The organism is Salinimicrobium profundisediminis (assembly GCF_026241755.1).
GTDB classification, from domain to species: Bacteria; Bacteroidota; Bacteroidia; order Flavobacteriales; family Flavobacteriaceae; genus Salinimicrobium; species Salinimicrobium profundisediminis.
In genome coordinates this window covers 55,551-80,426 of sequence record NZ_JAPJDA010000023.1, presented here as the reverse complement: position 1 = coordinate 80,426, position 24,876 = coordinate 55,551, and the positions used below count along the sequence as shown (strand labels likewise).

Sequence of the window (24,876 nt, the reverse complement as noted above, 5' to 3'; positions counted from 1 at the left end):
AAAAAGGAAAAACCCTCCTTGAAAATCTTATCATGAAAAAAGGCCACCTAAAAATTACTTTTTAGACGACCTCTTTTTGTTTAATCATCTTCAGTTTAATCGAGCTGAAATTCAACATTCACCTTTACGGTTACTTCCATTTCACCCGGAGCAATAGTTTGCTGTCCAGAACTGTCAGATTTCATTTCCATCACACGATAAACGGGCTGGTAATGATCTGTTTGTACTTCGTTGATATGAACTGCTTTTCCCGCACGCTGACCTAAAGCAGAAGCATATTCTTCAGCCTTCATTTTCGCATTCAAAACTGCCTTTTTTCGCGCCTCAGATTGTAATTGTTCCTTTTTAGAGGTCATAAATTCAATCCCGTCAATCCTGTTGAGCCCGGATTCTAATAAACCAGACATAATTTTCTCATAAGACTTCAGGTTCACCAATTCAATAGAAATAGCTTGGTTAGCTGAATACATGGTGTCTTTTGTATTGTAATTAACCTCTTTATTTAATCTCAAGTATTCCGTCTGGATATATTTTGACGCTACCCCCTGAGATTTTAAGTACTTAATTACCTGATCGACTACTTTATCATTTTCACGCTTTACCTCGGCAGCAGTTTTCCCGGTATGTTCAATCCTGGAGTTAATAAGGACTTTATCGGGTACTACATTCACAGTTCCGGTACCTAAAACGGAAACAGAGGGAAATGGCTTGTCTTGTGCAAAGCCTACAGAGTAGCCAAAAATGGCAATTAGAAGAAGTAACTTTTTCATAATATTTATGGTTTTACAAGAGGTTTTCAAATTCAGTGCCAATGTCAGAATTTGCCGGTCTTTTGTAGGAAAAATAACAGAACAATAGGAATAGCCAGTAGAATCACCATAAACAAACTTGTGGCAAACAATTGCGGAACAAGAACCAGAGTGAGGATATAACCTCCCACAGCACCACCAAAATGGGCATCATGCCCTATATTACCTATCCTGTTTTTCATCCCGTAGATTGAATACAGCATATAGCCAATCCCGAAAACATACGCAGGAATGGGTATGGGAATAAAAAACATGTACAGGCTCATATCGGGATATAATAAAATAGCGGAGTAGATTATACCCGAAACAGCACCGCTTGCTCCCACCGCATTATATTTATATTCATCTTTATGAAAATAGTAGGACAAAAGGTTTCCCAGCAAAAGACTGGCAACATAGATCAATAAGAAGCTAAAACTACCCAGGGAGCCAATGACTACATCGGCAAAGAAATAGAGGGTAAGCATATTTAGAAAAAGATGCGCAGTATCTACATGCAAAAACCCTGATGTGAGCACCCTTATCTTCTCACCCCTTTTTACTGCTGCCGAATTGAACTTGTACTTTTCAAAAAAAGCATGATCATTAAAACCTTTAAAAGAAAAAATAATATTTGCTGCTATGACTACAATGGTAATCAAGTCGAAATCTCCCATTAATGCAAAAATTTAGTTCCAAATATACCATATATTTGCCTAAATGACTTTTGCATGCAGCGTTTAGTTTTCTGGTTGGTTTACCCTTTTTTATGGCTAATTTCAATTTTACCTTTTAGCCTTTTTTATCTCTTTTCTGATTTTGTATACCTAATTGTATACTACATAGTCCGATATAGAAGAAAGACAGTAAATGAAAACCTGAGGCTGGTATTTCCTGACAAATCTGACAAAGAAATCAAGAAGATCAGAAAACAATTTTACCACCATATGGTAGATATGTTCCTGGAGATGATAAAAAGCTTATCTATTACAGACGAAGAACTGAAAAAGCGGTTTTGCTTTACAAATCCTGAAGAAATTGACAAGATAAGGGCTATGGATAAGAGTATTCTGCTCGCCTGCGGCCACTACGCAAGCTATGAATGGATGAACGCCCTCGAACTCTATGATCTAAAACATGAGAGCTTCGGGATATATAAAAAAATAAAGAATCGCTATTTTGATCAACTTGTTAAAGACATAAGGGGGCGTTATAATACAGAACTCATTCCTTCAAGTAAAGCCACAAAGACTATTACTGATAATGAGCACAATGGTGTTTGCGGCATCTATGCTTTGATTGCAGATCAATCTCCCAAACTTTCGCGCACCCGGGCATGGATCAGTTTTATGGGTATAAAGTCGCCCGTTTTCATGGGATTGGAAAAACTATCACACACTTTAGACATGGCTGTAGTTTACCTGCACGTGGAAAAAGTAAAAAGAGGCCATTATGTAGCCTCTTTTAAAACTATTTCATACGAACCGACTAAAGAGCCCGATTATTTTATAACACGCAAATATATTGAGCTTCTTGAAGAACAGATAAGAGAAGAACCCCGTTATTACCTCTGGACCCACAAAAGATGGAAACACAGGAATGCTTCAATACCCAATGATGCTGTAATTATTAAAGATTAGCAATTTTCTTTATCTCAGCAATCATTTCTTCAGCCACCTCATCGGCTTTTTCCTGAGTTTTAGCTTCAGTATATATCCTGATGATGGGTTCTGTATTTGATTTTCTCAAATGCACCCAATGTTCAGAAAAATCTATTTTTACACCGTCTACTGTACTTACCTGTTCAGCAGAGTATTTTTGGGCTACCAGCTTAAGAATGTTGTCTACATCAAGTTCAGGCGTGAGCGCTATTTTATTTTTGCTCATAAAATACGAAGGATACGAGTTTCGTATTTCTGAAACCTTCATTTTCTTTTCGGCCAAAAAAGTTAGAAAGAGACCAACACCTACAAGGCTGTCCCTTCCGTAGTGCAATTCAGGATAAATAATTCCGCCGTTACCTTCACCTCCAATAACAGCATCGTTCTGCTTCATTAACTCCACCACATTTACTTCCCCCACTGCGCTGGCTTCGTAATTACCTCCATGCTTTTGGGTAACATCGCGCAGGGCACGTGATGAAGATAGGTTACTCACCGTATTTCCCGGGGTTTTACTCAAAACATAATCGGCACAAGCTACCAGGGTGTACTCTTCCCCAAACATCTCACCTTCCTCTGTAATAAATGCCAGCCTGTCAACATCGGGATCAACAACAATTCCCAGATCTGCCTTGCTCTTTTTTACTAGATCACATATTTCTGAAAGATGTTCTTTTAAAGGTTCGGGGTTATGCGGAAAATCTCCCGTGGGCTCACAGTAAAGTTCAACTACCTCTACTCCCAACCTCTTCAAAAGTTTAGGAATGGCAATTCCTCCTGTAGAATTCACTGCATCAACGGCAACAGTGAATCCTGCTTCGGCAATTTTCTTAGCATTAACCAATGGGAGCATTACCACCTCTTCAATATGAGTATCAATGTAATGGTCTACCCTGGTTATTTTGCCGAGCTCATCGACTTCAGCAAAAGAAAAATCAGCTTTTTCAGCAATTTCAAGAATTTCAGCACCGTCGTCTCCACTTAAAAATTCTCCTTTCTCATTAAGCAATTTTAAGGCGTTCCATTGTTTGGGGTTATGGCTGGCAGTAAGTATAATGCCACCATTTGCCTTTTCTAAAGGAACTGCAATCTCTACAGTAGGAGTGGTAGAAAGGTCAAGATCAATAACATCAATACCAAGCCCCGTGAGTGTATTCATTACAAGTTGCTGAATCATAGGGCCCGAAATTCTCGCGTCACGTCCCACTACCACCGTAGTATTTTTGTCCTGATGCCTTTGTTTAAGCCAGCTACCATAAGCAGCAGCAAACTTTACCGCATCAATAGGCGTTAAATTTTCTGAAGGTTTACCCCCAATAGTTCCCCGAATTCCAGATATAGATTTTATTAAAGTCATAAATATATTTTCAAATGGTTGTCAAAAATGTCATTTTCTTCACCTCTTTTTCTGCGGAAGTTATAAAATGCCGTACAAAGATACTCTCCTTCTGAAGCCTTCCCAAACCTTAACAAAATTTAAACATCAAGATTAATTACCTTAGCCCGAATGAATTTTCTTGCCCATATATACCTCTCGGGAGATAATGAAGATCTCATCCTGGGAAACTTTATAGCCGATTCTATTAAAGGAAAAAAGTACCTTCGGTACCCGCATGGAGTTCAAAAAGGTATCCTCCTTCACCGGGAAATTGATTCGTACACCGATTCTCATCCCATCGTAAAAAGAAGTACTGCAAAACTACACAAGAATTACAGTCATTATAGCGGAGTAATTGTAGATATATTTTACGATCACTTTCTCGCATCCCGCTGGGAAGATTATTCTTCGGTTCCTCTGGAAAACTTTGTGTCTAATTTTTATAAGCTCCTGCAGCAGAGATTTGATTTACTACCGGCTCCTATTCAAAACTTCCTCCCTTACATGGTTTCAGAAAATTGGCTTTTAAGTTATGCCAGTATTGATGGGATAGCAAGAATCCTTTACCAAATGAACATTAGGACAAAAAATATCGTTCAAATGGATAAAGCAGTGAACGATTTAAAGGAACATTACCATGATTTCTCTAACGACTTTCAAGAATTTTTTCCTGAGCTTCAAAAATTTTCTGAAGCTAAAATAGCCAGTCTGTAAAAGCTGAAAAATAGCATTTTAGATACTTTCTTCAGTGTCTAGGCCACACAAGCTCCATCAGCAAAAGTAGATTACATTAAGAAATTTATTTTTCTATAAACTGAGAAAAGCCGCTATAAAAGCGGCTTTTATTAATAAATCATCTTGTTTTAAAGACTATACCCAAGGCTTTGAAGTGCTGAAACAATCAGACCTTCATAGTATGCTGGAGAATCTCCGGGGTTTACATCATAAACATAGCCAATTTCAGATTTATCAGAAAGGCCATAGGCTCCTGCGTAGTTTCCGGTTCCATTCTCTACATAAGAAACGAATTTCGCAAAATTCTCTGCATCAGGTGAATTTGGTGTTGCTACCTGGAATATAATACCATTATAGGAATTGGAAGGCCAGGTTGCCAATCTACCTCTTAAGGCAGTAATATCTGCATCGTAAGTCGCTGTACGTGTTGAGTTTTCACCCCATGTAGTCACCCAATCTGTATAACTGTAAACAGCCTCATCCTGAAAAATTAAAGCGATTGAATTCCCGCTGGGAGATTCCCCTCTCAAGTTGAGGAAATGCATTGTTCTTTCACTAGGATCAGAAATTACCTGTACTTTTTCGTCGTAAAGTGCATCATCATTATTATACAATCCAATTAAAGCAGCTCTAAGAAGCGTATTTCTCATTTCTTGCAACGGATATAAAGTAGTGTTCATAGATCCAGAAGAATCGAAATAAATATAGATATTGGTATCGGCATTAATTTCAGGAGTGGAATTACATCCTATCCTTATGTGATGGTAACCGGGTTCTTGTGATTCTAATGCGGTGATACTCGCCTGGGTAATTTCGAAATCATAGTAATCTCCTGCATCTGCAGTATAATCAAGATCTTCATGATCCATTACTGTTACCCTCGCATAATAAGTTTCATCACCAAGGTCTGGCAATGCAAAACAAAGAACAGAAGCTGAAGGCCATTCCCCTGCCATAGTAATCGAGTTGGTATCATTATTTAGTACCACCTCTTCAGTCATTGCCTCATCTGAATATACGTCAATATTGAAGTAAGCAGGATATTCTCTTCCTGTTTCATCATCACAATAGTTAATGAATACACAGTAGCTGTTTTCAACTTCAATAACGTCAAAATCAAAGAAAGGATAACCATAAGCTGCTTCTTCCCTGGCATAATAGCAGAGAACATCTACATCAATGTAAGGTTTTGTACCTGTTGCCAATTCAATGGTCATTGGAAGAGCATCACTCACTTCGGGTTCAAAAGCTCCGCCTTCCCGTGGGGCGACCCAAAGAACCTGGTCACCGGCATCATATACCGCAAAATGTTGTAAATAATAAGTGCCTGCAGGTACAGCCAACTCTTCAGAGTAGGTAGTCTCCCATGAGCCTCCATTATTCACGAGCCCTACTTCAACTAAATCGTAATCGCTTTCTTCTGCATCTTCAGCAGTTGACCAGCCGAGCATCACGTACGCAGGTTCAACTTCTCTACACTCCATATCAGATTGCTTATTCTGTTGATTAAAAGAGTTAAGTAAGGACCTGAATGTTAATTGAACTGTTTCTAGATCTGTAGAAGACACCTCTGCTTCATCTTTTGAACAGGAGGTAAAAATCATTGCGAAAATTGCCACACAGGCAACTGAAAGTTTAAAATTTCTCATAATAATATAGTGGTATTGGTTAATAAATAAATTTAATTACTGCTGGTTATGCCTTCAGGGAGGAACTCCGGTACGAAAAGAAATGTAGGGACGTACCCGATCTATTGAGAAGAGAAAATTATCTTTAATTCTGATGTATATATTACAATCCATATCAACTGAAGGTTAGGGTACAATTAACTATTCAACTATGGAGGAATGTGGAGGAAATACAGTTGCCTGAGGGATTAGCAACTAACAATGTAAATATATAAATATATGATAATCAAAAGAATAAGGGTAAACCCTACTTCTTGTAATTTTTAAAACTTAATCCTGTTCTTTTGAAGAAGAATAAAAAAGACAGTCCTGATAAGTAGAATTTTTCTACACTTATTAAAAAAATATGTGGAAAAAATCTACAGCCACTTTTATAGGTCTAAACCGTTCTAACTTCCCTGGAAACGAATAACATAAAAAAACCCGGCTGATTAGCCGGGTTTTAAATTCTATTTATTGGAGTTTATGATTTATAGTACCAGTATCCTCCTCTTGAAAATACTTCTTTCCATCCATAGATTCTGGAATAGTAAAACCAAGTGTCATTTTTTCTAAGAAGATAGACCCCGTAAACAGTGTAATATTCACCATTAACATAAGTCTCTTCTTTGGTACCACCGGTAGTTTCTTCTTTACCAGATGTAGATGTATAAGGATACATATTATTTATACCCGTCTTATCACCTGAAGACAAAGCAGATCTTTGTACATTATAAGTGTTACCGCTTTTAGTTGTAATAGTAGGTTTTCCATTACTTGAAAAAGAATATGGACCATACATCATAATAGAACCAAAATCAAGAGCACCGGTGAACTCATCTCCATCCATACCTTGCTCAGCGTAAGTCTGAAAATTATATTCTCTTCCGCTTTGAATATTGTCGTAATGCACTGTAATATAGCTATTCCTATCTACGCGACTCTGTTCGTGCCAAAGCCCTATGGCATGACCAATCTCGTGAATTGTATTTCCGGTTGAGCAAGCTGTAGACAAAGTAATATTTTGTCTACCCCCTATCATACCCACGTAAGATGAACAACCAGAACCGGTTACGAAATTAATATAATTAGATTGGGTAGTTCTCTCGACAAAGTCAATATTAGTATTGGCTTCCCAGTGCTTTATAGCATCATAAACACGGTTTTTATTATCGAGTGAACTCTCTATAGCATAGTAAACAGTATTATTTGGCCATCTGCCCGAGGTACGCCCCACACTTTTTGTTTCCGGAACAACTTCACCTTCTTCAAAAACCACCTTCACTTCCTGGTGGCTTATTAAAGACGGGGGTAAAAGGATATCTCCTTCATAGATATAATCTCCATTGAAATGTTCAACGGCAAATTTTTGCCCTGCATAATAAACATCTGTTGAAGCGCCGGGATTAGGATTAGCAAATTCCGTCATGATTTCTTGACTCTCGGTGAGATCAGTACTTCCAACATTGTCAAGTTCTTCTGGGTTATCTTTACTACAGGAAATTAGGGAGGCTAATGCTGGTAGTAATACAGCGAATTTCAAATTTTTCATAAGTAGGGTTTCGTGATTTTTAGGTGCTGTAGATTTGGGATTTACAGGACCAATTGTTTTAACTGATTTTTTAATGACGTTCATTTTTAGTTAATTAAAAGCATTTTAAAAACAAAAAAGAATCTTAATATTCTTCACTTGCATCAAGAGTTGTAATAATTGTGCCAAAAAATAATTTAATACTTCTTTAACAAAAAAATACGTCGGAGTCGGAGATTGAATTGAGCTTTCTGTTTCGTGAAATTTGATTTTAAAAGGTTGCACATATAAAAAAATTTAACATGAGCAAAATTATAAATTATAATTTCATTAAGAAGTGTTTAATAAAATTTAACATACTGAAAATCAATATATTCATTATAAATAATATTGAAATTTAGTGAAGAAAATGCTAAAAGGCTACAAATGTTTTGTAGGGATTATGAAGAAAACTGCGAAGAGAACAAAAATTTTGTAGGGGATTGCAGCAAATTAAGGGTTTCTAATTTCTGAAATATATTCCAATTACCTGGTTAGAAGGATATATTTCCCAGATACTCTAACCGGATTTTTGGTCAATAGAGTAATCCTGAAGATAAAGGAGGGTCAAAAATGTCATTTGAGGACTCTCTTATTGTGAAATCAAACAAATAAATAGTTACCTGGAGCAGGTTTAATAAATTCTTATATAAGCCTTTGTATAAAGATATATTGTAAATCTCAATAGTAACCAAAAAATAAGGCTGCTTTAAAAGCTTATTCCCGTTCCGATATACCTTCTCCTGGTTCTCGAATTCTGAATTAAATCAGAACAAACGGTTAATCGCTTTTAAAACAGCCTCTTGTTACTTCCAGATAGATTATAAATTAATCCAGAAGGTTCACATTAAAGCAGTTAATGGTTTCTATTCTCACGTAAAATGGATAATTATAAGTAAAGCCATTAAAAGTATTGGCAATAGCACCATCTTCTCCCTCTATATTAGCACAATAATTTTCCCAACAAGTAGTACTCATCGTTCCACCGCTTGCCGGCCGCACCTCAATTGCATAAGCTGCAATACGGTCGCTGTCGTCAAATGGTGTATCAAGGATTATTTGTACTTCATTATTTATCAAAGAAATATTGGCTGTACCTAAAGCTGTAAGTTCTTCCGAACCTAGATCGGCTAAGAGTTGCAAATCTTCATCACTGTTGATTTGAACCCAACCTTCAGGATTAGCACCTTCAAGCAGAGTGAACTCGCAATTAGGAGAGAGTTCATTTCTCAAATTTAACTTACAACGTACATCTGTATCACAAGTTGGATCTCCCGGATTATTATTATTGTCACAGTTAATCCTTACATGATGATATGCAGGTATAAAAATCTCCTGAGCCTCAATACTGGCCTGTGTAATTTCAAATTGAAAAGTATCAGACGCATCTGCAGTGTAATCCAGGTCGTCATGATTTAAAACAGTTACACGAGCATAGAAAGTTTGGTCTCCAAGATCGGGAAGAGCAACACACAACACCGAAGCAGATGGCCACTCCCCTTCCATAGTAATGGTATTTGTATTATTGCTTAATGGGTAAGGAGTTCCGTCATAAGAATCGGTCCAAACTTCCAGAGAAAAATAAGCAGGATACTCTCTTCCAGTTGCATCGTCACAATAGTTTATAAATACACAGTAACTATTTTCTACTTCAATAAGATCAAAATCAAAAAATGGATAGCCGTAGGCTTCTTCATTTCGAGCATAGAAACATAAAACTTCCAAACTGATATAAGGTTTGGTACCAGAAATAAGTTCGATTTCCTGTGGCAGAGGATTATCTACATATTCAGAAAAAGTTCCTTCTAATCTGGGCGCTACCCATAGAACATTGTCATTAGTATCATAAACAATAAAATGTTGCAGATTGTAATCTCCAGGAGGTAATGCCAATTCTTCAGAATATAAAGTTTCCCATGTATCAAGGCTGCTATTATATTTTAATTCAACCCTTATAAGATTCATTTCGGTACTTCCCCCATCTTCTCCAATGTAATTGCCCATGGCATCTGTGATTCCTATCATCACGTAGCCGGGATCATTATCGCTGCAGACTACCGGATCTTTTTGTTGCTGATCCATTTCTGCAAGAACAGTCTTAAAAGTTAACTGTACCTTTTGTTCATCTTCATTTACTGGGTGTGGATCTTCTGTAGAACAGGAAGCACCTACAACCAGAAGAAGAAATAAAAGGGTGACTTTATGTAATTTATTTTTCATAGTAGTTTTTTTAGAAGCAGGATAGTATGGGTAAAATTGGTCTCAGAAAAGACTTTTTTGAGTGATTCTCCCCTGTTCATATAGAGGATTACACTGTGGGCATTTTTAAGAGTAAAAAATTAACCACCTATTGTTAAACAGGTGGTTAATCTCTAACATATATTAGTTCTCAAGTGGTATAGAACAGAAAATCGCATCTATTTTAATATAGAAAGGATAAGAGTAATCGAAACCATCAAAAGATTCTGACACTTCCCCATATTGATCTTCACCTACCACATTGGCACATTCAGATTCCCAACAGGTCGAATTCATAGCTCCCCCTTCAACAGAAGGTCTAACTTCAATGGCGTAACCAGTGATTCTATCTTGATCAGCAAAAGGTGTATCAAGACTAACAGAAAGATTTCCATTATCCATTACTATAGACACATCAACAACTTCAATTAGACCATCTATTGGAAAATCAACCCAAAGGTTCAGGTCTTCCAGATCCTGAGCATCGTCTATCCGTAACCAGTTATCATCACTTCCTTCAAGTACAGTAAAGTAACAGAAGGCATCTAACTCACCGTCAATTTCAAGTTCGCAAGCTGCATCGATATCACACACTTCGTCTTCACCTCCACCGTTTGGATCTTCATCACAATTAAGTCTTATGTGGTGGTATGCAGGAACTTGTTCTGCCAATGCATTTATACTTCCCTGGGTAATTTCAAAGTCATAGTAATCAGTTGCATCTGCAGTGTAATCAAGATCATCATGATTCATAACAGTTACTCTGGCGTAATATGTATCATCTCCAAGATCTGGCAATGCAAAACATAGAACAGAAGCAGCTGGCCAAGCACCTTCCATGGTAATTGTATTAGTATCTACACTAAGCGTAACTTCATCTGTCATTGCAGCATCGGTAAATACTTCAATGCTAAAGTAAGCCGGGTATTCTCTTCCTGTTTCATCATCACAGTAGTTTACGAAAACACAGTAACTGTTTTCTACTTCTATCACGTCAAAATCAAAGAAAGGATAACCGTAAGCCGCTTCTTCCCTTGCATAGTAACATAGAACATCTACATCAATATAAGGTTTTGTTCCGGCCACAAGTTCAATTTCCATTGGAAGTGCGTCACCAACTTCATCGGCAAAGGCACCTCCTTCACGTGGTGCAACCCAAAGCACCTGGTCATTAGAATCATAAACGGCGAAATATTGCAAATAATAAGTACCGGCAGGAAGGGCTAAATCTTCAGAGTATGTAGTTTCCCATGATCCATTGTTGTTTTTTAAACCTACTTCGAATAGTTCATAGCTACCCCATTCAGCGTCTTCAGAGGTAGTACCTCCCAAAACAACATATGCAGGATCAATTCCATCTCTACATTCAACTTCAGACTGTCTGTTTTGTTGATTGAAGGAATTTAATAAGGCCCCAAAGGTCAATTGTACCGTTTCAGGATCATCTGAAACAGCACCTGCTTCTTCCTTACTACAGGAAGTAAAAACTAATGCCAACATTGCCAGCCAGGCAATTGAAGTTTTAAAATTTTTCATAATAAATTGTGTTTGATTAATAAAAATTAGAATGGTTAATAAAAATTATAAAGAAATTCCTCCGGACCGGTTGATCCGGAGGAATCTTATTCTTTCTAGAAGTCTTCGTGACACACGTCCCCGGCATGTACGATTAAAGTATATGGACCTTCGCCATCTACAGGGAAACTATAGCTTAAAAGTTCAGAACCCTTATGAAGATCGAATTGCCCTGGAGCGCGCTTCTCCGGCCACTCGTTATCATCATTAAACCAGAAGTGAGTATCTCCAACAGTAACACCGTCATACAAATCAATAGTCACATGAATTTGCTCTCCATCATCATCAAGTTCAATAATGACATCACCGGCCCTCCAGGCCTTGCTAGTATCATTTTGACCTGCACCTGCCCAAAAAGGAATTACCCAATTATCATTCTCTTCATCATAATATTCGGCATCTACACCAACACCATCAATGAGAAGTCCCCATCCCCAGTTGTTGCTATTGTAATGATCTGATAGAATATAGTCTCCGTACATGTAAGCAGTATCTCCACATCCACCTGAATTACAGGTATTTGTATCTCTACAATCTACAACACAGTCACCATTTGTATCTCCTGGCACCACGCATTCATCTGGCTCACAGGAATCTGTATCTCTACAGTCAACAATACAGTCACCGTTGGTATCTCCAAGTACTGTTCCCGGTTCACAAGTTGGCTCTCCATATGGCGGTGCACAATTGAACCTTACGTGCTCATATGCAGGTACCGCAAGTTCCTGGGCCTCAATATCAGCCTGAGTGAAAGTAAATTCAAAGTAATCAGCATCTGGATCTGAAACATATGGAAGAAGATTATGATTCAGCACTGTTACACGTGCATAATAAGTATCATCTCCAAGATCGGGTAAAGCAAGACATAGTACAGAAGCAGCTGGATTATTTCCCTGCATAGTTACTGTATTCATATTACTGCTTAACACTACCTCTGTTCCGTCAAACTCATCTGACCATACTTCTACAGAGAAATGTGCAGGATATTCTCGTCCTGTTGCGTCATCACAGTAATTTACAAAGATGCAATAGCTGTTCTCTACCTCAACCAACTCAAAATCAAAGAATGGATAGCCATAAGCTTCCTCTTCTCTTGGAATAAAGCATAGAACTTCAACAGCAATATAAGGTTTAGTACCTCCAATTAGTTCTATTGTTTGAGGCAAAGCATCACTAACTTCACTGGCAAAAGCCCCACCCTCTCTGGGAGCTACCCAAAGCACCTGATCATTCGTATCATAGACAGCAAAGTGCTGTAAGTAATAGGTGTCTTCAGGAAGTTCTAAATCTGCTGAATAAGTTGTTTCCCAGGAACCATTATTATTGGTTAAGCCAATTTCAATAAGGTTCTCTGCATTACCTCCATCAATGTAGGTGGTCCCCTCCTCATCTGTAGATATTCCAACCATTACATAAGCAGGTATAGCATTTTCTCTACATTCTACTGGTGTTGCCTGTTTATTCTGACTGTTAAAAGCCCCAAGCATGGCACCAAAAGTTAATTGCACTGTGTCTTTGTCATTAATAACATCAGTTTCCTCCTTACTACATGAAGTGAATACTAATGCTAATAGCGCAAACCAGGCCATGGATAATTTGAAGTGTTTCATAATTAAATGGTTTTAGATTAAAAAATTTAGAATGGTTATTAATATTTAAACAATAAATGCTGTTTCAAATCGCACTGGCGAAAGATCAAATGGGGGAGTAAATGGGTGGGGGGAACTAAGGAAATTCTTTGTTAAATGTAGGATTTATCTTAACCTCTAACAATGGGGGAAAACCCTCCTTTTCCTCAAACTTTTATCATATTATGGTTAAGAGCATATACTATACTCTCCAGAATGGTACCTGAATGTGTGCGGCGTATGATATTAGCCCTATGCTTCTCAATAGTCTTAGCTGAAATGCATAAAGTTTCTGAGATCTCTCTGGTTTTATATCCTTTACACAATAGTGAAATGATCTCCTTTTCTCTCTTAGTAAAATACTGCTCTTCCTCCTTGCAGTAGTCGGAAAAATACTTTTCAATTTCTACCGAATTGCTACCTACTTCTTCCTTAAGAGGAAAATCATTCCCGGTGAAGTTTATCATCATGATCATTTGACCAGAAAGTTGCTTGTCAAGTTTCGAAAATGTTATTCTCGCTTCCCTAATCTTTTCATTCATAATAAGAGAAGTTTTGGTTACAGCTTTCATGTGCTTGCCCCTAACGAACTTTTTAAGGGTTTCACTCACCTTAAGCTTGTTCCTGCCGACCACCAGATCTGTAAGTTTGATTTGTTGTCTTCCAGTAATAAAAAAGTCATTCCTAAAAGCATCGTTCATTGCAACAATCTTTTCATCCTGTAAAAGGATTACCGGATACTCCAATAAGTTAAACAATCCCATAAAGGAATCTTTCCAGTATTGCGTAAGACAACCCTGTGTTGCTATCAATTCTTCAATCTCTTCTACAATAGAACGGTAGCATCCCCTATCGTAAATGATCCCGTCTACGGCATCTTTAAAATTATTATCGAGAATCTTCTTGTTCTCAAGATCACCAAAGAGAAAAAGTAAACTTTTGTTAAGGAAATGAGTAGATTTAAAACTGGATAAATTCTTTAGGCTTTCAAGACCAAGAGAAGAATAATCTATGAGAATCACATCTGGCAATAAATTAAGAGCCATGGAGTAACCGGAATGAACACTGCTAACTTCGGCAGTGGTGAAATTGTGATTTACTTCTTTTTCAATATTATTAGCTAAATCCCGGTTTTTTGTAATGAGTAGTAATATTTTCTTTTCCATCCCCCTACTTTTTAATTTAATGACATTTTTTAGATCGAATTATTTGTCATCTTCAGTAGTAAAGATATATAAGCTACTTTAAAATAAATCCTAAACTTGTGTAGTAAATAACTGACGATCAATAAATTAAAATGACAACAGTGATAGACAAATGAACCATTTTAACTTAAATTTTTACGGTAAAAAGCTCTTTTTATGATACTTTTAATCGGAATAATTTTATAGTTTAAATCCCCTGTAAGAAAAAAGTGATTAAATGTAAAAACCTCACTTTTAGACTTCTGAAAATGCCAAATCTTTGTTTTGTCTCAATCAGTCATCAACTTTCCATTATACCTTAATTTGGCTCATTATATCTACCACACACAAATATCTAACTCTTCTTAAGACCATTATGCAGGCTATGACTCAGACAATAATATTAATCCCACAAATTCCTAAAAAATTTGCAACAGCTCTTAGCAATTAATTAAGAATATGATATAGGTAAGGCTCAACAGAATAGAAAATTTGTAGGAATAACTTTAACATAATAGGCGAGTTTGTCCTTATCCGGCACTTCTTTACTCTTTTCTCAATAGCTACAGTTTCAGTACCTTTGCAGCCTTGCAAAAAACTCTCATGGCAGTTACAGAAGAATACATAGATATACTTGGGGCACGGGTACACAACTTAAAAAATGTAGATCTCAAGATCCCAAGGGAAAAACTGGTTGTAATTACCGGGCTTTCTGGTTCGGGAAAATCTTCTCTCGCATTTGATACCATTTATGCTGAAGGGCAACGTAGGTACATCGAGACCTTCTCTGCCTATGCCCGGCAATTTCTCGGCGGCCTGGAAAGACCAGATGTAGATAAAATTGAAGGCCTTTCACCCGTTATAGCGATTGAGCAAAAAACAACCAGCAAAAGTCCCAGAAGTACAGTAGGAACAATTACCGAAATTTACGACTTCTTAAGGTTGCTATTTGCCAGAGCCAGTGATGCCTACAGTTATCAAACTGGCGAAAAGATGGTGAGTTATAATGACGAGCAAATCGCCAGCTTGATTCTCCAGAATTTTGAAGGAAAAAGAGTGAATATACTAGCTCCTATAATAAGGTCCCGAAAAGGGCATTACAGAGAGCTCTTTGAGCAAATAGCAAAACAGGGTTTTGTTAAAGTGAGGGTAGATGGAGAAGTTCGGGATATTGTAAAGGGAATGAAGCTGGATCGCTACAAGATCCATGATATTGAAATTGTGGTTGATCGCTTAAAAATTTCTTCAAATGACGACTTAAACAAAAGGTTATTTGAAAGTATTAAAACCGCAATGTATCATGGTGATGATGTCTTAATGGTGATGGACCAGGACAATGGCGACATAAAGTACTTCAGTCGAAATTTAATGTGCCCTTCTTCCGGGATTTCGTACCCAAACCCTGAACCTAATAACTTCTCATTTAACTCCCCTAAAGGAGCCTGTCCTGTTTGTAATGGCATAGGTACACTTCATAAAGTAAATAAAAAAAAGATCATTCCAGATCCTTCAATAAGCATAAAAAACGGAGCCCTTGCCCCTCATGGCCCTCAAAAAAAGAACTGGATCTTCAACCAACTTCAGTTAATAGCTGAAAGGTTTGACTTTAGCCTTTCAGACTCCGTGGACAAAATTCCCAAAGATGCATTAAACATGATCCTGCATGGGGGAAAGGAAAAGTTTACTAAAGAATCTAAGACCCTTGGAATAACACGTGAGTATAAGATAGATTTTGAAGGCGTTGCCACTTTTATTGAAGAGACTTACGAAAAAAACGAGTCTTCTTCACTCCGCCGCTGGGCAAAGGATTATATGGACAAAATAACATGCCCCGAATGTGAAGGTACCCGCTTAAAAAAAGAATCTCTCTACTTCAGGGTCAATGGAAAAAATATTGCAGAACTGGCTCAAATAGATATTGTAGATCTTGCCGACTGGTTTAATGATCTTAATGCACACCTTTCAGAAAAACAACAAAAGATCGCTGCTGAGGTTATTAAGGAAATTAGCGTTCGTCTCCAATTTTTAATTGATGTTGGCCTTAATTACCTTTCCCTGAACCGCGGTTCCAAAACCCTTTCGGGAGGAGAAGCTCAAAGAATAAGGTTGGCCACTCAAATTGGCTCCCAACTGGTAGGCGTACTATATATCCTGGACGAACCGAGTATAGGATTACATCAACGGGACAATGAAAAACTAATTAATTCTCTTACCTCCCTTCGTGATCTTGGGAACTCGGTTATTGTGGTTGAACATGATAAGGATATGATTGAACGCGCCGATTATGTTATAGACATTGGTCCACAGGCTGGCAGGCATGGCGGTGAAATTATAAGCCAGGGCACACCCGACGAGATTAAAAAACACAATACCATCACGGCAAACTACCTCAATGGAAGCATGAAAATCGAGGTTCCTAAAGTGAGAAGGGAAGGTAATGGTAAAAAGATCGATCTTAAAGGTGCAACCGGAAATAATCTTCAAAATGTCTCGGTTAGTTTTCCTTTAGGAAAAATGATTGCTGTAACAGGGGTTTCTGGAAGCGGGAAATCAACTTTGATCAACGAAACCCTTTACCCCATCATGAACGCTCACTATTTCAATGGAGTAAAAAAACCCAAGCCATACAAAAGCATTAAAGGGCTGGAGCATATTGATAAAGTTATAGATATTAACCAAACGCCCATTGGTCGCACCCCACGATCTAATCCGGCAACGTACACAGGTGTATTTTCGGAAATCAGAAACATCTTTGCTAAAACACCAGAAGCCCTCATTAGGGGATATAAACCGGGACGTTTTAGCTTCAATGTTAAAGGAGGTAGATGTGAGACCTGTAAAGGTGGAGGCCTGCGGGTCATTGAAATGAATTTCTTACCCGATGTTTACGTAGAGTGCGAAACATGCCAGGGTAAGCGCTTTAATCGCGAGACTCTGGAAATTAGATACAAGGGGAAATCGATAGCAGATGTGCTCGAAATGACCATTAATGAAGCTGTGGTTTTCTTTGAAAATATTCCGAAGATCTATCGTAAAGTAAAAACTATAAAAGATGTTGGGCTGGGTTATATTACTTTAGGGCAACAAAGCACTACCCTATCGGGAGGAGAGGCACAACGCATAAAACTGGCTACCGAACTTTCTAAAAGAGACACCGGAAACACCTTTTACATATTGGACGAACCCACCACAGGTTTGCATTTTGAAGATATCAGGGTCTTGATGGAAGTGTTGAACAGGCTGGTAAACAAAGGAAATACCGTACTCATTATTGAGCATAACCTCGATGTAATAAAAATGGCCGACTACATCATCGACATTGGTTATGAAGGTGGAAGAAACGGCGGAAAAGTAGTAGCAAAGGGAACACCTGAAGAAGTTGCCAAAAACAAAAAAAGCTACACCGCAGCCTTTCTTCAAAAAGAACTAAATTAGTCCGCAATTTGAATTTTTTATGAGAACAGAGACAAGAAATAAAAGCTGGAATGAAATAAAAACAAATGACTCCTGGGCCATTTTTAAGATCATGGGAGAATTTGTCAACGGATACGAAAAATTAAGCCAAATAGGCCCCTGTGTTTCAATTTTTGGATCGGCACGTACAAAGCCAGAGCACAAGTTTTATAAACTTACTGAAGAGGTAGCTAAAAAAATCGTAGAACATGGTTATGGGATAATTACAGGAGGTGGCCCGGGAGTAATGGAAGCCGGAAACAAAGGCGCTCATCTTGCCGGAGGAACTTCTGTAGGGCTCAACATCCATCTGCCATTTGAACAACACGACAATCCTTATATTGATAATGATAAGAATATCAACTTTGATTACTTCTTTGTAAGAAAAGTGATGTTTGTAAAGTATTCTCAGGGCTTTGTGGTAATGCCGGGAGGATTTGGAACCTTAGATGAACTATTTGAAGCAATTACCCTTATTCAGACAAACAAAATTGACAAATTCCCAATTATATTGGTGGGAAGAGATTTTTGGGGTGGCTTAATCGACTGGGTAAGAAGCACGCTATTAGATAATTTTCAAAACATAAGCAGCGGTGATATTGATATCATCCAGGTGGTAGATACTGCCGATGAAGTCATAGAGATTTTAGATAAATTCTATGAGGAATACAACCTAAGCCCTAATTTCTAGGATTTTAAAATAAATGTGATCTTAAAACAGCCTTTTTGACAAGGCTGTTTTTATATTCTCCTGTCAGCTTCTTTGATAATTTTGTTTTTTTTTAACTCAGGAAATCTTCCCATAGGTATAGGTTTTACTTCCTGAAATAATATATTGCAGCTCATCTCGTTAATGATTTTTAACCTTATTGTTTACAATAAAAATTTGAATAAAAAACTTCCACTCTTTTTTCTGTTTGCCCTCCTCTCATTAGCTCTTTTTGGGCAACATAATGTAATCGTTAAAGCAGAACTCAATGATTCTCTGAAGTCTCTGAACATCCAGCAAACCCTGGAGTACAGGAATACCAGCAATGATACACTTCGAGAGGTTTATATGAGTGACTGGATGAACGCGTTTTCAGATACCCGAACTCCCCTGGCTCGCAGGTTCTTTGAAGATTACGATCGTAACTTCCATTTTGCCCGTGAAGATAGAAGAGGAGGAACTACTATAAATTCCATTACAGGAAGTACTTCTAATATCCTAACGTGGGAACGTCCTGAAGAACATCCAGACATCATTAAAATTATTCCTGAAAAACCCATAGCTCCACACGAGAAATACGTTATAAATCTAGACTACGTTATTAAAATTCCCCACAATGAATTTACGCGTTACGGCTACGGAAATAAAGGCAATTATCAACTAAAATATTGGTTCATTGCTCCGGCAATGTACAAGGACAACTGGAAGGTGTACAGTCATAAAAACATGAACGACCTGTACCTTCCAAAGCTCGATTTTGAAGTTGAGCTTACCCTTCCTTCTAACCTGGCTCTTATTTCTGCTTTAAAAAGGGAAAAAATTGTTCCCCACGAAGATAAGAAAACAGTTTTTCTATCAGGCCAGGAAAGGTTTGATGCAGAGTTACACCTCACTACAGAGGTCATTTTTGATGATATCAAAGTAGATAGCCTTCACGTGCTAACAAACATTACAGCCAGTGGTGCCAATCCAGGGATGAAATCCATGTATGTAAACAGGATAGTAGATTTTCTCCAGACAAATCTAGGCTCCTACCCTCATCCTATTATACTGTCTACCCAGCAGGATTATGCTTCAAACCCGGTATACGGTCTCAATCAATTACCTAAATTCTTAAGACCATTTCCCGACGGATTTGGTTATGAACTCAAGCAATTAAAAACCCTTACCGAGAATTATCTCGAAAATTCACTGCTGTTAAACCCCAGGGAAGACAAATGGATCTTTGATGGTATTCAAATATACCTCATGATGGAATATATGGATCAATATTATCCAGACCTAAAATTATTGGGTAGTTTGAGTGATGTTATTGGCATTCGTTGGTTTCATGCCTCAACTCTTGATTTCAATGATCAATACATTCTTATGTACCTGTTCGCTGCGAGAAAGCACATGGACCAGCCCCTAAACGCTCCACAAGATTCTTTAACAAAGTTCAATAAAAACATTGCAAATCCTTTCAAAGCGGGAGTGGGCTTTAGCCTTCTAGATGAATTTCTTGAAGATAATACCGTACAATATTCCATTAAAGAGTTCTTTGAACAATATAAACTGAGAGCAGTTGATGATGAAGATTTTCAGCGCATTCTTACAGAAAATGCTGGTAAAGACATAAAATGGTTCTTTGATGACTACGTCTCTACTAAAAATAAAATTGATTTTAAAATACGAAGTCTTTCCAAAGAGGGTGACTCACTGCGAATTACATTACGCAACAAAACAGAGACAGACGTTCCTATTCAGGTTTATGGACTTAACAATAATGAAGTTGTCTACAAAACCTGGGTAGAACATTCTCCCGGGGTTCGCACTGTACACATTCCGGCATCAAGAGTAAAACAGGTCGCTGTTAATCATGAAGGGATTGTACCCGAAATAAACAGGAGAAATAATTACCGAACAGTGGGAGGCATAATGAATCGTCCTCTCCAATTCCGGCTTTTAAAAGATGTTGAAGACCCAAGATACCAGCAGGTATTCTTTATGCCACAGTTCCAGTACAACCTGTATGACGGGCTCGCTTTAGGTGTAAAGTTGTATAATAAAACTATTTTAGATCGAAATTTTGAATATAACCTATCTCCTCTATATGCCTCCAGAAGTAAAACATTTGTAGGTAGCGCTGGTCTTTCCCACAAAATTTTCTTTGATGAAGATTTATATATGATCAACTACGGGATATCAGGAAGCAGGTTCTCGTATGGCTACGATCTCATGTACCAAAGGCTCAATCCATACCTATCCCTGCATTTTAGGGATTCCTATATGAGGCAAAGCCCTAAGGAGAGAATTCTTATCCGTAATGTAAACGTTTATCGGGATGAAAATGACCTTACAGATCTTGAAGTGCCCGATTATAGTGTATTCAATATAAACTACCTGTACAGTAACCCGGGCTTGGTTACTCATTTCTCAGGTTCAGTAGATTTCCAGGTCGCACAGCAGTTTAGTAAATCTTCTTTAACTGTAGAATACCGAAAACTTTTGAAAAATGACCGACAGGTAAATCTTCGTTTCTTTGGAGGAGCCTTTCTTTACAACGATATGCCAAACAGTGATTATTTCAGTTTTGCACTAGATCGTCCTACAGATTACCTCTTTGATTACAGTTACTACGGAAGAAGTGAAACATCAGGTATTTTTAGTCAGCAAATTATCATGGCCGAAGGAGGCTTTAAATCTACCCTTGAGCCACAGTTTGCAAACCAATGGATTACTACAGTAAACGGAAGCACCACCATTTGGAAGTGGATTTACGCCTATAGTGATGTTGGTGTAATAAAAAACAAAAATCAATCGGCAAAACTCTTGTACGATTCAGGAATAAGACTTAGCCTGGTGCAAAATTATTTTGAAATCTTCTTACCTGTACATTCCAGTGAAGGCTGGGAATTTAATGAAGGTAATTATGATCAAAAAATCAGGTTCATTGCAACTCTCGATATAAAAACTCTGGGAAGGCTTATCACGAGAAAATGGTTCTAAATGATTAGGATTTTCTTAGTGAATCTCTTTATTTTAACGTTTGCCTAAAAATATGATAATCAGAAGCCACTTATTTTATTAAAAAACAATTTTTACTGATTTTTTTTGAATTGTAATTAATCATTGTTTTCGTTACATTTGTGGTAATTTTAAAAACGTGTTATGCAGAGTGAAACTTCCTCAAAAAGTGAAATTTCTTTTGAAGATTTTAGGGCGCAGGTGGTAAGTGATTACAAGTTGGCGGTAACCAGCCGGGAGTGCAGTCTCCTCGGAAGACGAGAAGTGCTTACGGGTAAAGCTAAATTTGGAATTTTTGGTGATGGGAAGGAAGTACCACAATTGGCCTGGGCTAAGGTATTCCAAAATGGTGATTTTAGATCAGGTTACTATCGTGACCAAACTTTTATGATGGCTATTGGGGCTCTTAATATTCAGCAGTTCTTTGCAAGCCTTTACGCCACTACAAATATTGAACACGAACCCAATTCTGCAGGTAGACAAATGGGAGGGCACTTTGCTACCCACAGTCTTGAAGAAGACGGGACATGGAAGAACCTTACCCAACAGAAGAATTCAAGCGCAGACATCTCTCCTACTGCAGGCCAAATGCCAAGGCTTTTAGGTCTTGCACAGGCTTCTAAAATTTACAGAAATGTGACAGGTATTGATGCCGATAAATTTTCCAGAAACGGAAATGAAATTGCCTGGGGAACTATTGGTAATGCAAGTACCAGTGAAGGCCTGTTTTGGGAGACCATCAATGCGGCAGGTGTACTTCAGGTACCTATGGTAATGAATGTATGGGATGATGAATATGGAATTTCGGTACATGCGAGACATCAAACTACCAAGCAGAATATTTCGGAAGTACTTAAAGGTTTTCAACGAGACAAAGGAGAAAACAATGGGTACGAGATCTTCGCAGTAAATGGTTGGGACTATCCGGCGCTCATAGAAACATACGAGAATGCCAGTCGAATTGCACGTGAAGAACACACACCTGTACTAATCCACGTTCAGCAGCTTACCCAGCCTCAGGGGCATTCTACTTCAGGGTCTCACGAACGCTACAAAAGTGAAGCAAGGCTTCAGTGGGAACGGGAGCATGACTGTAATGTGAAGATGAGGGAATGGATGATTGCCACAAACATAGCAACAGATCAGGAACTTCAAGAAATAGAAAAAGACATCAAGAAACAGGTGCGTGACGGGAAGAAAGCCGCCTGGGAAGCGCATATGGCTCCTGTAAAGAATAAAGTTAAAGATGTACTCCCTGTACTCCAAAGAGCAGCCGAAAGCAGCCAGAATAAAAGCTTTATTCTTCAGTTAAAGAAGGAACTTCAGGAGAACAGGGAAGCCTTGAAAAAAGATATTCTAGTTGCATCCCGTAAGGCCTTAAGATATATGAGAGGAGAGAGTTCTCCCGCAAAACAGGAATTGATTCAGTTTATTGACAAGTACACAGAGGAGGTGCGGCCGCAATACAGCAGCCACTTACACAGTACTTCAAAATATAATGCTCTTAACGTACAGCCCGTCGCAGCTTCTTATGGAGAAGATTCTAAAGAAGTAGACGGAAGGCTGGTCTTAAGAGAAAATTTTGACAGCATTTTCAATAAGTATCCTGAAGCCCTCATCTTTGGAGAAGACACAGGAGAAATTGGCGATGTTAACCAGGGACTGGAAGGTCTTCAGGAAAAGTACGGGAAACTGCGTGTTGCCGATACAGGTATTCGTGAAGCAACAATTTTGGGACAGGGAATTGGGATGGCCATGAGAGGCTTACGCCCTATTGCTGAGATCCAGTATCTCGATTACCTGCTTTACGCACTCCAAATAATGAGTGATGACCTAGCTACCCTTCAATATAGAACGCGTGGTAAACAAAAAGCACCGTTAATTATCAGGACCAGGGGACATCGCCTGGAAGGTATCTGGCACAGTGGTTCCCCTATGGGCGGAATCTTAAATCTTATTCGTGGTATACACGTCCTGGTGCCCCGCAATATGACCAAAGCAGCTGGTTTCTACAACACCTTACTCGAGAGTGATGAGCCTGCACTCATTGTGGAATCACTTAATGGCTATCGTTTAAAGGAAAAAATGCCCGTTAATTTAGGTGAGTTCAAAACACCGCTGGGCGTAGTTGAAACCATGAGGGAAGGTACAGACATTACCCTTGTTTCTTATGGTTCTACGTTAAGACTGGTAGAACAGGCAGCAAAAGAACTACAGGAAGTGGGTATTGATGCTGAAGTTATTGATGTGCAGTCTTTGCTCCCTTTTGACCTCAATCAAGATATAGTGAAAAGTGTGGCCAAAACAAACCGGTTACTGGTTATAGACGAAGACGTGCCAGGAGGAGCTTCAGCGTTTATCGTTCAAAAAGTTATGGAAGAACAAAACGCTTGGAGACATCTCGACAGCAAGCCGCAAACGCTCACTGCAAAAGATCATCGCCCTGCATATGGAACTGACGGTGATTATTTTTCAAAGCCTTCTGTAGAAGACATTTTTGAGAAGGTATATGAGATCATGAATGAAGTAGATCCTGCACAGTTTCCACAGTTAAAGTAAAATATAATCATACTTAAATAAGAAGCCACGACTGCAATGCACTCGTGGCTTTTTACATTGATTACTTCCAGTTAAATTCTGAAATTTTTATTCCTCTGAAACAATCATCCTGGCAACCTACAGGCATATATCCGCAAAGCATCATGACCCCGTCATCATTGGTGTCAAAAAAGATTTTATTGGTCTCGTGATCAACAGTTAGATATTTTGAAAGACAGGTTGTGTAAAGATGATCAATAGTATATGGCGGCGCCCCTGAAGCGTGGCTTCCAAGTTCTTTTTTGGTGTTTTCCTCATAAGTTTCGGTAACAGTTCTCGAACCATCTTCTTCTGAAATTATAAAAGCCACATAATACCGCTTTTTAACCTTTCCTTCCTCTACTTCAATGGTAGTTTCACTCCCATACCCTGTCCAGGATTGTACGAGGATAGTATAAGTATAGGAATTTCCCTGCTCCCGTTTTAAATCTTTCCAGGCTGCTCTACTTTCCCGGAAGTCATATCCATGTTCGCCCTCTACATCAAGTTTACTCTGCATAGTATCTAAGCTGCAGGAATTCAACACAAAGGTGACCGATAGTACAAAAATCAAGTATAGCTTTTTCATAGGCAAAAGTTTTACCTGAAAGTTAAATCATACCAACCAGAAAACACAAATAATTAAACAATTAATTTTCAACTCATTACACCGACAAATAACTGAGAAAATGATAATTTTTTGATAT

16 protein-coding genes are annotated in these 24,876 nt (G+C 38.2%); 6 read left to right on the top strand and 10 right to left on the bottom strand.

From position 1 onward, the window contains the following. Positions 1-95 precede the first annotated feature (95 nt). Together OQ279_RS13965 and OQ279_RS13960 are read right to left on the bottom strand one after the other, a co-directional pair. Entirely contained in the window at positions 96-770 is a 675-nt protein-coding gene (locus OQ279_RS13965) for an SIMPL domain-containing protein (protein ID WP_266070609.1), read from the bottom strand. 44 nt (positions 771-814) lie between these two features. After that, positions 815-1,465: a rhomboid family intramembrane serine protease gene (locus tag OQ279_RS13960; protein ID WP_266070607.1), complete on the bottom strand. Its 651-nt coding sequence runs from the start codon at positions 1,463-1,465 to the stop codon at positions 815-817. A gap of 54 nt (positions 1,466-1,519) precedes the next feature. Here OQ279_RS13960 and OQ279_RS13955 point away from each other — a divergent pair, with 54 nt between their 5' ends. After that, positions 1,520-2,428, top strand: coding sequence for a lysophospholipid acyltransferase family protein (locus OQ279_RS13955; RefSeq protein WP_266070606.1), 909 nt, complete (start codon positions 1,520-1,522; stop codon positions 2,426-2,428). Here OQ279_RS13955 and glmM read toward each other — a convergent pair. Beyond that, positions 2,418-3,806, bottom strand: coding sequence for a phosphoglucosamine mutase (gene glmM, locus OQ279_RS13950; protein WP_266070604.1), 1,389 nt, complete (start codon positions 3,804-3,806; stop codon positions 2,418-2,420). The genes OQ279_RS13955 and glmM overlap by 11 nt on opposite strands. A gap of 150 nt (positions 3,807-3,956) precedes the next feature. Between glmM and OQ279_RS13945 the strand changes: the two genes are divergently transcribed. Continuing rightward, on the top strand, positions 3,957-4,541 hold the full coding sequence (locus tag OQ279_RS13945; RefSeq protein WP_266070603.1) for an acyl carrier protein phosphodiesterase: 585 nt from the start codon (positions 3,957-3,959) through the stop codon (positions 4,539-4,541). A gap of 149 nt (positions 4,542-4,690) precedes the next feature. On the opposite strand, the gene OQ279_RS13940 is transcribed toward OQ279_RS13945, so the two are convergent. The 6 genes from OQ279_RS13940 to OQ279_RS13915 all read right to left on the bottom strand — a co-directional run bounded on the left by OQ279_RS13940 (position 4,691) and on the right by OQ279_RS13915 (position 14,406). After that, positions 4,691-6,211 carry a hypothetical protein gene (locus tag OQ279_RS13940; RefSeq protein ID WP_266070602.1) on the bottom strand — a complete coding sequence of 507 codons (1,521 nt, stop codon included), beginning with the start codon at positions 6,209-6,211 and terminating at the stop codon, positions 4,691-4,693. Positions 6,212-6,713: 502 nt separating this feature from the next. After that, positions 6,714-7,781 carry a M12 family metallopeptidase gene (locus OQ279_RS13935; protein ID WP_266070601.1) on the bottom strand — a complete coding sequence of 356 codons (1,068 nt, stop codon included), beginning with the start codon at positions 7,779-7,781 and terminating at the stop codon, positions 6,714-6,716. Positions 7,782-8,627: 846 nt separating this feature from the next. Further along, the gene (locus OQ279_RS13930; protein WP_266070600.1) at positions 8,628-10,019 is read right to left on the bottom strand and encodes a hypothetical protein; all 1,392 of its coding nucleotides are present in this window, start codon (positions 10,017-10,019) and stop codon (positions 8,628-8,630) included. A 162-nt stretch (positions 10,020-10,181) separates the two neighbouring features. Then, entirely contained in the window at positions 10,182-11,573 is a 1,392-nt protein-coding gene (locus tag OQ279_RS13925; protein WP_266070599.1) for a hypothetical protein, read from the bottom strand. Positions 11,574-11,668: 95 nt separating this feature from the next. Continuing rightward, positions 11,669-13,222 carry a hypothetical protein gene (locus tag OQ279_RS13920; protein ID WP_266070598.1) on the bottom strand — a complete coding sequence of 518 codons (1,554 nt, stop codon included), beginning with the start codon at positions 13,220-13,222 and terminating at the stop codon, positions 11,669-11,671. Positions 13,223-13,407: 185 nt separating this feature from the next. Then, positions 13,408-14,406, bottom strand: coding sequence for a response regulator transcription factor (locus OQ279_RS13915; RefSeq protein ID WP_266070597.1), 999 nt, complete (start codon positions 14,404-14,406; stop codon positions 13,408-13,410). 621 nt (positions 14,407-15,027) lie between these two features. On the opposite strand from OQ279_RS13915, the gene uvrA reads away from it, so the two are divergent. The 4 genes from uvrA (at position 15,028) to OQ279_RS13895 (ending at position 24,151) form a co-directional block, all read left to right on the top strand. Then, positions 15,028-17,859, top strand: a complete 2,832-nt coding sequence (gene uvrA, locus OQ279_RS13910) for an excinuclease ABC subunit UvrA (protein WP_266070596.1) — start codon at positions 15,028-15,030, stop codon at positions 17,857-17,859. Between the two features lie 19 nt (positions 17,860-17,878). After that, positions 17,879-18,568, top strand: coding sequence for an LOG family protein (locus OQ279_RS13905; protein WP_266070595.1), 690 nt, complete (start codon positions 17,879-17,881; stop codon positions 18,566-18,568). Between the two features lie 195 nt (positions 18,569-18,763). After that, positions 18,764-21,574: a gluzincin family metallopeptidase gene (locus OQ279_RS13900; RefSeq protein WP_266070594.1), complete on the top strand. Its 2,811-nt coding sequence runs from the start codon at positions 18,764-18,766 to the stop codon at positions 21,572-21,574. A gap of 162 nt (positions 21,575-21,736) precedes the next feature. Then, positions 21,737-24,151: an alpha-ketoacid dehydrogenase subunit alpha/beta gene (locus tag OQ279_RS13895; protein ID WP_266070593.1), complete on the top strand. Its 2,415-nt coding sequence runs from the start codon at positions 21,737-21,739 to the stop codon at positions 24,149-24,151. A 61-nt stretch (positions 24,152-24,212) separates the two neighbouring features. Here OQ279_RS13895 and OQ279_RS13890 read toward each other — a convergent pair whose 3' ends face one another. Continuing rightward, complete coding sequence (locus OQ279_RS13890) at positions 24,213-24,758, bottom strand: hypothetical protein (RefSeq protein ID WP_266070592.1); 546 nt, start codon at positions 24,756-24,758, stop codon at positions 24,213-24,215. Between the last annotated feature and the right edge of the window lie 118 nt (positions 24,759-24,876).